The 12,416-nt window shown below is 69.7% G+C and carries 9 protein-coding genes; 6 read left to right on the forward strand and 3 right to left on the reverse strand.

Annotation, left to right across the window (positions count from 1 at the left end; translation table 11 throughout):
- Nucleotides 1-12: 12 nt before the first annotated feature.
- On the reverse strand, nt 13-708 hold the full coding sequence (locus AC3A3H_RS09845) for a YoaK family protein (RefSeq protein ID WP_487614381.1): 696 nt from the start codon (nt 706-708) through the stop codon (nt 13-15).
- Between the two features lie 55 nt (nt 709-763).
- On the opposite strand from AC3A3H_RS09845, the gene AC3A3H_RS09850 reads away from it, so the two are divergent.
- Nucleotides 764-2,560 (forward strand): gamma-glutamyltransferase family protein, encoded by a 1,797-nt coding sequence (locus tag AC3A3H_RS09850; RefSeq protein ID WP_487614382.1) that lies wholly within the window; start codon nt 764-766, stop codon nt 2,558-2,560.
- A 24-nt stretch (nt 2,561-2,584) separates the two neighbouring features.
- Here the strand turns inward: AC3A3H_RS09850 and AC3A3H_RS09855 are convergent, their stop codons facing one another.
- Entirely contained in the window at nt 2,585-3,958 is a 1,374-nt protein-coding gene (locus AC3A3H_RS09855) for a pyridoxal phosphate-dependent decarboxylase family protein (protein ID WP_487614383.1), read from the reverse strand.
- A gap of 148 nt (nt 3,959-4,106) precedes the next feature.
- Nucleotides 4,107-5,534 (reverse strand): amidase, encoded by a 1,428-nt coding sequence (locus AC3A3H_RS09860; protein ID WP_487614384.1) that lies wholly within the window; start codon nt 5,532-5,534, stop codon nt 4,107-4,109.
- 235 nt (nt 5,535-5,769) lie between these two features.
- On the opposite strand from AC3A3H_RS09860, the gene AC3A3H_RS09865 reads away from it, so the two are divergent.
- The 5 genes from AC3A3H_RS09865 (at nt 5,770) to essC (ending at nt 12,415) form a co-directional block, all read left to right on the forward strand.
- The gene (locus AC3A3H_RS09865; RefSeq protein ID WP_487614385.1) at nt 5,770-6,060 is read left to right on the forward strand and encodes a WXG100 family type VII secretion target; all 291 of its coding nucleotides are present in this window, start codon (nt 5,770-5,772) and stop codon (nt 6,058-6,060) included.
- 142 nt (nt 6,061-6,202) lie between these two features.
- Complete coding sequence (locus AC3A3H_RS09870) at nt 6,203-6,580, forward strand: hypothetical protein (protein ID WP_487614386.1); 378 nt, start codon at nt 6,203-6,205, stop codon at nt 6,578-6,580.
- Nucleotides 6,577-6,816, forward strand: a complete 240-nt coding sequence (locus AC3A3H_RS09875) for an EsaB/YukD family protein (RefSeq protein WP_487614387.1) — start codon at nt 6,577-6,579, stop codon at nt 6,814-6,816. Before AC3A3H_RS09870 ends, AC3A3H_RS09875 begins: the two co-directional genes overlap by 4 nt.
- A 5-nt stretch (nt 6,817-6,821) precedes the next feature.
- Entirely contained in the window at nt 6,822-7,961 is a 1,140-nt protein-coding gene (gene essB, locus AC3A3H_RS09880) for a type VII secretion protein EssB (RefSeq protein WP_487614388.1), read from the forward strand.
- Nucleotides 7,958-12,415, forward strand: coding sequence for a type VII secretion protein EssC (gene essC, locus AC3A3H_RS09885; RefSeq protein WP_487614389.1), 4,458 nt, complete (start codon nt 7,958-7,960; stop codon nt 12,413-12,415). The genes essB and essC overlap by 4 nt, the downstream gene beginning before the upstream one ends.
- The last annotated feature ends 1 nt before the right edge of the window (nt 12,416 follow it).

Below are 12,416 nucleotides of genomic sequence, written 5' to 3' on the forward strand. Positions count from 1 at the left end.
GGTGCGGTCGGGCTAGGCGGCGGTGCGGGCTCGGTGGCCGGTGTGGCCGAGCGACGCGACCACGATCGTGATCGCCGCCGACACCAGCACGCCGAGCGACACGTGCACCAGCAGCGCGAGCGCGCCCGCAGCTGCTCCGGCGGTGATGAGCAGGACCGCGAGCGCGCGGCGGATCCAGAGCGAGCCGTTCCCGCCGGCGAGGCGGCTGTCGGCGGCCAGTCCGGTGAGCGTGGAGGTCACGACGACGGTCGTGACGTCGGCGACCTTGACCCGGCGGGCGAGCGCGGCCTGCATCCCCATCGCGAAGCCGAGCGCGGAGGTGGCGATGGTGCCCACCAGCTCCGGGTCGAGGTGCAGCGCGAACGCGAGCAGGACGGCGATCGCGGTCAGCAGTCCGGCGATCACCCACAGCGTCGCCGTCACCCGGCCCGACCAGCCGTCGTCGCGGCGCACGAGCCGGCTGCCGACGACGGCGCCCAGGAGGAATGCGCCGAGCGCGAGCAGCGGCCGGAGGATCGGGAGGTTGGTGGTGCCGGTCAGCGCCATCCCGAGCAGGACGACGTTCCCGGTCATGTTGCCGGTGAAGACCCGGTCGAGCCCGAGGTAGCCGGTGGCGTCGACGACGCCGGTCGAGAACGTGAGGGCGAGCATGAGGGCGAGGTGCAGCCGATCGGCGTCGGCGTGGCCCAGGCGGTGAGAGACGGACACGGAGGACCACACTATTCGAACGGGAGCGTCCCGAACGCGGTGCAGACTGGACACCATGACGTTCACCCCGCCACCCGCCGTCACCACCCGCCCCACCCTGACCGGCACGTTCGGCATGACCGCCTCCACGCACTGGCTGGCCACGGCGAGCGCGCAGGCCGTGCTCGAGCGCGGCGGCAACGCGTTCGACGCCGCCGTCGCCGGCGCGTTCGTGCTGCACGTGGTGGAGCCGCACCTCAACGGCCCGGGAGGCGACCTGGTCGCCCTGTTCGCGACGGCGGACGACCCGACCCCGGTCGTGCTGGCCGGGCAGGGGCCCGCCCCCGCCGGGGCGACGAGGGAGCACTATCTGGCGGAGGGCCTGGAGCTGGTCCCCGGCGCGGGCGCCCTCGCGGCCGCCGTGCCCGGTGCGGTCGACGCCTGGCTGCTCCTGCTGAAGGACCACGGCACCTGGGAGCTCGCCGACGTCCTCGCGTTCGCGATCGGGTACGCGGAGAACGGCCATCCCGTGCTGGAGCGCGTCTGCATCACCATCCGCACGGTCGCCGGCCTGTTCGCCGAGCACTGGCCCTCCTCGGCCGAGCACTGGATGCCGGGCGGCCTCGTGCCGGAGCCCGGCGAGCTGATCCGCAACCCGGCGTACGCGCGGGTGCTGCGCGGACTGATCGCCGCCGGGGACGACGCGACGAGCCGCGAGGACCGGGTGGAGGCCGCCCGCACCGAGTGGGCGACCGGTCTGGTCGCCCGGGAGGCGTCGGCGTTCGCGCGGATCCCGCACCGGCATTCGCCCGGCACCGACCACGCCGGGGTGATCGCGGAGTCCGACTTCGCCGCGTTCCGTGCCGGGTACGAGCCGGCGACGACGTCGGAGTTCCGCGGGCACACCATCGCGAAGACCGGCGCGTGGGGCCAGGGGCCGGCGCTGCTGGAGACGCTGGCGATCCTCGACGGCTTCGGCGACGAGCGCCTCGACCCGTCGACGGAGCTCGGCGCGCACACGATCCTGGAGGCGCAGAAGCTCGCCTACGCGGACCGCGACGCCTACTTCGGCGACGCGCGGGTGCCTGTGGCGGAGCTGCTCGACCCCGAGTACATCGCCGGACGCCGCGCGCTGATCGGCGAGCGGGCGTCGGCCGAGTTCCGGCCGGGCCGGGTCGCGGGCGCCGAACCGTTCATCCCGCCGCTGCGCACCCAGTACGAGCCGCCGCTCGCGGAGGCCATCGCGGGAACCGGAGAGCCCACCGTCGCCCGCGACGGGACGACCCGCGGCGACACCTGCCACCTGGACGTCGTCGACCGCTGGGGCAACATCGTGTCCGCGACGCCGTCGGGAGGCTGGCTGCAGTCGTCACCGACCATCCCGGCGCTCGGCTTCTGCCTCGGCACGCGGCTGCAGATGACCTGGCTGGAGGAGGGTTCGGCCGCCACGCTGGAGCCCGGGAAGCGCCCCCGTACGACGCTCACGCCGACCCTGGTGCTGCGCGACGGCGTCCCGGTGACCGCGCTCGGCTCGCCCGGCGGCGACCAGCAGGACCAGTGGCAGCTCCTCTACCTGCTGCGCACGCTCGTCGGCGGCTACACGCCCCAGCAGGCGATCGACGCCCCGGCGCTGCACACCACGTCGATCGCGGAGTCGTTCTGGCCGCGCACCTGGGTGCCGGCCGGAGCCGTCGTGGAGTCCCGGCTCGGCGAGGAGGTCATCGCGGGGCTGGAGGCGCGCGGCCATGTCGTCTCGCGCGCCGGCGGGTGGACGCTCGGCCGGTTGTCGTCGGTGGGGCGGGATCCGGGGACGGGCGTGCTCTCGGCCGCGGCGAATCCGCGCGGGATGCAGGGGTACGCGGCCGGGCGGTGATCGCGGCGCGGTGATCGCCGCCGGCTAACCCGTCGCCGCCACGGCCTCCCGCACCGCCGCCACCGTGCGACCGGCCTCCGCGGCGTCGGTGAGCCAGTTGCTGACCGAGAACCGCAGCACGGCGGTGTCGTGCCAGACCGACGGCGACGCCAGCGCGACTGCGCCCGCCCGCAGCGCCTCCCCCACCCGGCGGGTGCGGTCGTCGTCGCCGAACGCGGCGCACACCTGCGTGTAGACCACGTCGTTGAGCACGCGCGCTCCGGGGATGCCCGCCAGCCCGTCCGCGATCGCCGTCGCGGCGTCGGCGAGCCCCTGGACCAGGTCCGCGACTCCTGCGCTCCCGAGCTGGGCCAGCGCGGCGTACACCGGCACCCCACGAGCGCGCCGGCTGAGCTCCGGCACCCGGTCGCCCGGGTCGGCCGTGCCGGACATGGCGGCGAGGTAGGCCGCGTGCTGCGCCATCGAGGCGTGCAGGACCTCCGGGTGTGCGACGATGGCCACGCCGCTGTCGTACGGGACGTTGAGCGTCTTGTGCGCGTCGGTCGCCCAGGAGTCGGCGACCGCCATCCCCTCGGTGAGTCCGCGCAGCCGCGGGGCGGCCGCCGCCCACAGCCCGAAAGCGCCGTCGACGTGCACCCAGGCGCCGGCCGCGTGGGCGACCTCGATCGCGTCGGCCAGCGGATCGAACGCACCGGAGTGGATGTTGCCCGCCTGCAGGCACACGACCGCCGGTCCCTCGCCGTCAGCGAGGGCGTCCCGCAGCGCGTCCACGCGGATCCGGCCCTGGTCGTCGGCGGCGACCGGGCGTCCGGCGCCGAGACCCGCCAGCATCCCCGCGCTGTCGATCGAGCCGTGCCGCTCGGCTCCGACCAGGAGGCGCACCCGCGGGCCTCCGGCCAGCCCGTCGGTGCGCGCATCCCAGCCGGCGCGGCGCAGGGTCTCGTCGCGCCCGCAGATCAGGCCGACGAGGTTCGCGACGGTCGCGCCCGTCACGTAGCCGACCTCGGCGTCGGCCGGGAGCTCGAGCAGGTCGAGGATCCACTCGGCGGCGAGCTCCTCCGCCGCGATCACGCCGGGGGTCACCGCGCGCAGGGCGGTGTTCTGGTCCCAGGCCGCCACCAGCCAGTCCGCGCCCAGCGCCACCGGCTGCGCGCCGCCGATCACCCAGCCGTGGAACCGTGGCGAGTGCATCCGCATCAGGCCGGGCTCGACGGCCGACGCCAGGTGCGTCAGCACCTCCACGGCGGCCGGGCCGCGCTCCGGGAGCTGCCGGCCCAGCGCGTCCTTGACCGCCTCGACGTCGGCGGCCGGCGGGATGACCCCGTCGCGCACACCGTCCAGCCATCGCCCCGCGATCACGGCGGCTTCGCCGAGCACCGGGCGGAACGCATCGTCCACACGGGCAGGGTAGCCCTCCCGAGCCTGCGCGGACAACGGAGGAGAACGGGTCCGACACGCGGGCGGGGAGCAGTCAGCGGAGGGGATCGGGGGTGGGGGTGGGCGGATCTCCTCCGTCAGCTGCGGGGACAGGGCGGGGTGGGGCAGGTCACCAGGTTGGTGGGCGGCGGGTGGGCCAGCGGAGGCGGCGCTCCAGTTGGGTGGCGAGGGACAGGAGAGTGCGTTCTCCGCCGGGGCGGCCGATGAGCTGCACGCCCATCGGGAGACCGTCCTCGGTCTGCGCGACGGGCAGGACGATCGCCGGGAGGCCGGTGACGTTGAGCATCGAGGTGAACGGCGTGTACAGGACCTGCTGCTCGAAGTTGCGTTCGCCGTCCTCCTGGTCGTACCAGCCGATCGGCCGCGGCGGCAGGGCGAGCGCGGGCGTCAGCACGGCGTCGAACGACGCCAGCTGCCGGATGAACGAACGCTCGTACGCGGTCAGAGCGGTGAGCGCCTCGCTGAGCTCGCGGGCGAGGATGCTCCGGCCCCGCTGCACGAGCCACGCGGTGAGCGGCTCCAGCAGGGCGAGCGCCTCCCCCTCGGCGGGGATGCGCGCCGCCCCCGCCTGCCAGATCGTCCGGAAGGCTGGGGCGTAGGTCGGGTCGGGTTCGAGGGCGGTCTCCTCGACGCCGTGCCCCATCGCCGCGAACGCGTCCACCGCCGCGTCCAGGGCCGCCCTGGCCTCCGGGGAGACCACGATGTCGTACGCGTCGTCCCACGCGGACGTCGTCATCACGCCGAGCTGGAACCGCCCCTCCCCGCGGATCGCCGTGCCGAGGAACGGCCCGTCGTCCTCGTACGGCGCGCGCAGCGTGAAGTGGTGGTCGATGCGTCCGCCGACCTTGGCGATCATCCCGTCGAGCAGCAGCGCCGCATCCGCGGTGGTGCGCGCGAGCGGACCGGCGACGACCAGGCCCGCCAGCGACTCGATCCCGCTGCCCGCCGGCACCAGCCCGCGGGACGGCTTGAGCCCGACCAGCCCGCAGGCGGCGGCGGGGATGCGCACCGAGCCGCCGCCGTCGGAGCCGGGAGCGAACGGCAGCATCCCGCTCGCCACGGCGACGGCCGCACCCCCGCTCGACCCGCCTGCGCCGAGCCCGGGGTCCCACGGGTTGCGGGCGGGCGGCGCGGCGAGCGACTCGGTGTAGGCGGGGAGGCCGAACTCGGGCGCGTTCGTCTTGCCCAGGCTGACGGTGCCGGCGGCATCCAGGGTCGCCACGATCTCGTCCGACTGGTCGGGGACGAAACCCGTCATCACCCGCGAGCCGAACCCGGTCGGCACGCCGGCGCGCAGCCAGAGGTCCTTGTCCCCGGAGGGCAGCCCCCAGAGCGGCGCCGTCTTCGGCACGCGTTCGGCGACCTCGTCGGCCCGCTCCAGCGCTCGTTCGCGGGTGACGGTGACGAACGCGCCGAGCTGCGGGTTCAGCCGCTCGATGCGGTCGAGGTAGTGGGAGGCCAGCTCCGGCGGCGACACCCGCCCCGCCTGAAGTTCCTGCCAGAGTTCCAGCGCCGTCAGCTCATGAAGTTCCGCCACAGACCCCACGCTAGTCCTTGCCGCTTGTCCCGGCGGCGCTAGCCGCCTGGCGGGGCACGCGTGCTTGCGGCGGCCGACAACGCGCAGCCGAGGGCAGCCCCGTCCGACGACGGCGTCCACGATTTGACCCGCCCCGTCCGACGTCGATACATTGGGCTCTCGCGACATCTGCAATATCTACGCATGGAATGTGTCGCGTAAGTCAAGGTATTCAAACACCGTTCAGAGGATTCTTATGGGTCAGATCAGCGTCACACCGGAAGAACTGAAGCAGCAGGCTCAGGTCTACACGCGCTCGAAGGACGAGATCGAGCAGGCGATTCAGAAGGTCAACCAGATGAACTCGACCATCGCCGAGCAGTGGAAGGGTCAGGCGTTCCAGGCGTATCTGGAGCAGTACAACCAGCTGCACGAGAGCGTGAGGAAGTTCGAGGACCTGCTGGCGAACATCAATGAGCAGCTCAACAAGTACGCCGACACCATCGCCGAGCGTGACGCGCAGGATGCGCAGAGCTTCGGCTTCTAGCTCCCGGCCCAGCGAAACAGTCGACTCGCGAACCCGGTCGCGCGTTTGTAGGCTCATCGCGTGCGCGCTCGCCGTCGGGTTGTCGGTCGGCGGCCCAGCGGCCTCGCACGCCGCCGGGAGGACGGACGACGATGCCGGGCAGTTGGAGCTGAACGACGATGTCCTGGTCAACGAGTCGGTCAGCGCCGGGACCTCCGGCGACTTCGCCATTCGCGGCAGGCTCTTCTCCAAGGATCTCGCCGCCCGCGCTCGCGAACGACGCCAGTCCGGCGCTGAACGGCTGCAGGCCGTCGACGGCCTCACGTTCGAACCGCGCGCGGTCGTCGCCGACGAATTCCAGGCGGTGAGGGCGGCACTGTTCGATGGCTACTCCTCCCGGGTGCTGTCGCAGACCCGCGAGGCCCGCGAGGAGCCTCCGATCCTCGCGGCCTTGGCGCTGATCACCGGTGTCCCGCTCGTGGTGGCGACCGGCGCGTCGTTGGGGAGACTCCGGACGAGACGAAAGCGAGCCTCCGCGTGATCGAGATCACTCTCGCCTACCTGGGCAAGCAGATCGACCTTCTCGTGCCCGGCGAGGTCACATTCGACCGACTGCGGCAGTTGATCGGTGAAGCCTTCGCTGCGCGGGGCCTGGTGTTGCCTGAGGGATTCTCCTTCGTACTCGAGGGAAAGGATCTCGCGGCAAGCCGGAACGACGTCATCGCGTCGTTCGGTGTCGGCAACGGCGATCGCCTGCGGATCATGACGAAGAGTTGAGCAGAATGCGTATTGAGCAATCCGGCACCACCCTCGACCTGGACGCCCGAAACGGCGCCCTCCGTGTCGATGTGTCCAAGAACGGCTACGACGCGGAGTGCCTCGGCGTGATCCTCCGGTACGTCGACGCGCAGGAGACGGATACCGGACTCACGTTCGAGTATGCGCTCGCTGACGGTGAGATCAGCTTCAGCCAGGCAGTCGGCCGGGCACACACTCGGCTCGACCGTTTGGCTCTGGCGCAGAAGCTCGTCGCGTGCGTCGTCTACCGCAGCGGCTTCAGAGTGCCGGTGATCCACCCGGACAACGTCTACCTGGGTGGCGATCTGCTGCGGGTGGTGCATTGTGGCCTGGAGGGCATGCTCGTCCCGATGGCGTTCGATGAGACGCTGTTCCTCCGGTCGCTGCAGGCGATGGTGCTGCACATCTTCCGGCCGAGGCTGCCCTTCGAACAGCTCCTCGACGGAGCGAAGGCGCTCAAGGATCACTTCTCGACCTCGGTGTGGCAGACGACCACGACTGACGAGCTCTTCGCGTTCATCGGGGCGGAGCTGAGCGCGGAGAAGGCACTGGCTGCAGCGACGCGGGTGAGCGTCTCGAAGCGACGCTATTCGGGGTATCGCGCACTGGGAGTCGCGGGCGTCACCGTTGGTCTCGTGGCCGGGGCCTTCGCCTGGCAGGCCGAGAGCAGGAATCGTCTTCAGTCCGCGGTCGTCGCTGCCCAGGCGCGCTTCCTCGCGACGGACTATGCAGGGACGATCGGTGAGCTGCAGGACTACGCCTCGGCTTCGCTGCCGGCGTCCGCCAAGTACGTCCTGGCAGTGTCGAGCATCAACCTGGACGACCTCACCGCGTCGCAGAAGCAGGCGGTTCTCAACACCATCTCCGAGAAGTCGGACGACGTCACCCTGAACTACTGGATCGCAATCGGCCGGGGCGAGTTCGAGCAAGCGCTCGATTTCGCGCAGAACCTCGGCGACGAACAGCTCATCCTGCTGGCCTACACCGACCTGTACCAGGCGACCAAGCTCAACACGCAGATGCCCGGCGGCAAGAAGCAGGCCCTCCTCGACGACTACGCGAAGGCCATCGACGAGTTGACGGCGAAGCTTGCGGGCACCGACGCCGAGGCAGCTCCGCGATGAGCGTGTTCGAGACGGAGCAGACGGGAGAAGCTCGGCACGTCGCCCTCGACTCGCGGCTCGATGCAAGCGAGTTGCGTTATCTCGTCTATGCGCTCGAAGGCCGGCGAGCGACCCGGCTCTCGCTCACCGACGAGCACCCGTTCGTCAATCATGGCGGTCACAAGCTCAGCGTGATCAACGATGCGCTGTACGCGGACGGTGATCGGCTCGGGGACGGTCTGCACTCGGTCGGCGAACTCGACTTCCTCGTGATCTCCGCCTCGCAGGCACGCACCGAGTTCTTCACGATCGACGAGGGTGCGGAGTTCGTCATCGGCGATGCGACGTATGCCGCCATCCGGGCCGTGGACTCGCCCCTGCTGATCCTGCGTGAGGGCTCGTTGATCGTCGACGCGCGCGACCGCCTCGTGTACGTGAACGATGCGGCGGTCGTGGGCCGGCAGATCGTCGAGGCCACTCCCGGCATGGTGGTGCTGACCGAAGGCTTCCTCCTCGAGCGACGACCCACGCAGTTCACGATCACCCCGCTTCGCTCCCGCCTCGTGTTCGATCACTCGAAACTGCTGACCCGGCAACCGGTGAGCGAGTTCCCGCCGGACTTCCCGGACTACCGGCGTTCCCCGAAGCTGAACCTCGACGTCGAAGCGGCCGAGTTCACGCTGTGCGGCCCGGATCAGCCGGGCGCCAAACCGAAGAATCGCATCCTGCGGATGCTGGTACCGCCGGTCGCGATGGTCGCGGCGATGGGCGCGACCACGATGATCATGGGCAACAACCCGCTGATGCTGATCGGGATGGGGCTCGCGAGCGTATTGACGGCCTCCTTCACGGTGTCGCAGTACGTCTCGGAGAGGAGGGCGGCCGCGGAGTCGGCGTCGCAGGTCGAGGAGGACTACGCCCGATACCTGGTCAGGACCGTCGCTGCAGTCTCCCGCGCGTACGACGAGGAACGCCGCGTGCTGCTGTACCAGCAGCCGAGCCCCCGGCGGCTCGCAGAGATGGTCGAGCGTTACGACCTGAGGATCTACGAGCGTCAGCGCTTCAACAAGGACTTCCTGAGTGTCTCGCTGGGGCTGTCCGATCGCCCCTCCGCCCTGAGGGTGACCTCGGACGTGAGCGAGAAGGACGCCACGGCGCAGGGGCGCCATGTGACAGACCTCGCAGCAGGGTTCCGGACGCAACGCGATGTACCGACCCCTATCAGTGTCTCCGGGCAGGCGATCGGGTTGGTCGGACCGCCCGAGGTCGTCACCGACTACGTGCAGTCGCTGCTCTTCCAGACCGCGTTCTTCCACTCCTATCGCGACGTGAACTTCGTGAGTCTGCTCTCCCGCGACGCATATGCGACGACGTGGAACGCGTGGCGGCTGTTGCCGCACTTCACGCTGCACGAGCTCAACATGCGTGGTCTGATCCACACCGAGAAGCTGCGTGACGTCGTGCTCAACAGCTTCTATCAGCTCCTCCAGAAGCGTCGGCAGCTTCTGAGAGACGCCGGCGCCCAGAAGCCGCAGTTCGCGCCGCACTACGTGTTCACGATCTCCGACGATCGCTTCCTGGCCGGCCACGGGATCAACGAACTCCTCGCCGAAGACATGAGCGAGCTCGGAGTCACCGTGATCTGGTGCACGGAAGACGCGAAACTGCTGCCCGAGACCGTGACCGCGCTCATCCAGGCGCCGCATCGGGTGCGAGGTGAACTCGTCACGAACAACGACGTCTACGTCGCGACACCCTTCGCACCGCACGCACTGCCGAGCGATCTCGAGCGTTCCCTTCGGAGACTGTCGAACCTGAACCATCTCGAGGTCGAGAAGAACGCGGTGCCGGAGGCGCTGAGCCTGCTCGAGCAGTACGAGGTGACGACGGTCGACGACCTGCGGATCGCCGAGCGGTGGCGTCGGGCCGAGCCGAACAAGTCGATCGCCTCCCTGATCGGGTTGCGCGGCAAAGCCGACCGCGTCTATTGGGATCTGCACGAGCGCGCACACGGTCCCCACGCCCTCGTCGGCGGCACGACGGGCTCGGGGAAGTCGGAGTTCCTGACCACCTACCTCGTCGGTCTCGCGATCGACTTCTCCCCCGAAGACGTCGGGTTCCTCATCATCGACTGGAAGGGCGGCGGGATCGCCAACACGCTCGACCGGCTGCCGCATTTCATGGGCGCGATCACGAACCTGGACGGCGCCGGCACGGCGCGGGCCCTCGCCAGCATCACAGCGGAGCTCATCAAGCGACAGCGCGAGTTCGCGGTCTACGGCGTGAACAGCATCAACGCCTACATGAGCTTGTACAAGCAGCGCCACGACCCGAAGCCCGAGGTCACCTACCCGACCAAACCGCTCCCCCACCTGGTGCTCGTCTCCGACGAGTTCGCAGAGCTCAAAGCGAACGTGCCGGAGTTCCTCGACGAGCTCACCTCGGTGGCGCGGATCGGCCGAAGCCTCGGCGTGCACCTGATTCTCGCCACCCAGAAGCCCAGCGGCGTGGTCAACGACCAGATCGAGGCGAATTCGACGTCGAAGATCGCCTTGAAGATGGCCGGAGAGCAGGACTCGAACGAGTTGCTGAAGACCACCGACGCCGCTCACATCACCAACCCGGGCCGCGGATACCTGAAGGTCGGCCAGAACGAGGTCTACGAGCTCTTCCAGAGCGGCTATGCCGGCGTGCCCTACGACCCCGACGCCGTGGTGTCCCAACGCGTCGACGAGCGCGTCTACCGGATCAACGACCTCGGTCAGTACGAGCTGTTCTACGACCCCGACGAAGAGGTCGAGCAGGGGAAGGACACGAGCGACCTCCCCTCGCAGCTCGAAGCCGTCATCGAGACCATCGCCGACGTCTTCCGGAGCGACGACGCTTTGACGACCCCGGACCGGCCCTGGCTCGAGAACCTGCCGGCGAGCATCCCCACGCCCGAACCAGGCAAGGGCAGCGGAGGGAGCGTTCCGCTGGGAATGCTCGACATCCCGGCCCGGCAGGCGCAGGAGACCTACGAGTTCGATCTCGCACGGGCGGGGCACACGGCAGTGTTCGGCAGCCCCGGCTACGGCAAGTCGACCGTGCTCCAGAGCCTCGTGGTGAACCTTGCGAAGTCCAGGACTCCCGAGCAGGTGAACGTGCACCTCATCGACTTCGGGAACAACGGCCTGCTGCCGCTCGCAGACCTGCCGCACGTCGCCGACATCGTCGCGCTCGAAGAAGCCGAGAAGCTCGGCAAGATGCTCCAGGCGATCGCCGGCCTCCTGGCCGACCGCAAGCAGCGGTTCAAGGAGGCCGGGGTCGCGAACCGGGAACAGTACCGGTCGAAGACAGGGCAGGAGTTGCCGATGGTGGTGAACGTGCTCGACAGCTACGACAATCTCACCGCGAACGACCGGCGGAAAGAGACGATCGACTCGCTGCTGCTGCTGGTGCTGCGCGAGGGCGCGGCGCTCGGTGTCACGCTCGTGATGAGCGCGAGCCGTGTCGGCGGCGTCCGGGTGAACATGCTGAGCAACATCTCGACGAAGCTGTGCCTCTACCTCAACGACGAGAGCGAGTTGGCGCACCTCATGGGTCGGGAACGCCTGCTTCAGACCGACCTCCCCGGCCGGGGTCAGGTGCTCCTCGACGCACCCACCGCGATCCAGTTCTACCTTCCCGCACCGGGTCACGACAGCTCCGAGACGCTTGCGGCGCTCGAACGGCAGGTCGCAACGCTGAACGAGAACTGGACGGGTGTGCGGCCGGAGAGGATCCCGATGGTCCCGCGGGAGCTCACGCCGGAGTCGTTCCAGCGCTATCGGTCGCCGGAGACGTCGCGCAACACGCTGGCCCTCGGTGTGAACAAGGGCAGCGCGACACCCGAGGGCTTCGACCTGTTCCGGGCCGAGTCGCTCGCGATCTTCCCGGAAACGGCGAGACAGGCCGCCGCGTTGTATCCATTCCTGATCGCCGGCCTCGTGGACGCGGTGAGCGGAGAAGACCTCGTCGTGATCGACGCGCATGACACGTTGAAGCCGCTTCTCGGCTCCAGGGCGTCGCTCTACGTCGGCAAGACCGTGTTGAGAAGCCACACCGAGCTGGTGAAGGCAGCCCTCACGGAGGTGATCGAGAACGGCGCACAGACGCGCCAGTGCATCCTGATCAACGGCATGACGGACGTGTTCGAACGGCTCATGCTCCCCACCGATCGCGTCAGCGAGCTCCTCAGCGCCGGGAGCATCGACATCCAGGTGATCGTTCTGGATCTCTTGTCGAAGGTGAACGCCGGCTTCGGCATGGCCGGCCCGCTGAAAGAGAACGCCGGGCGGATCCTCTTCGGCGGCGATTTGGGCGCACAGCGTTTCGTCGACAACCTGCCGCTGGATGTCAGGAAGGAAGCCCACGGCAAGAACGTGCTGCACTCCCTCACGGATGACGAACTCATCCAGATCGTGGTCCCGACGATCCCCGAAAGCGAAGGGTGAC

It is taken from the genome of Leifsonia sp. Soil_N53, assembly GCF_057655165.1.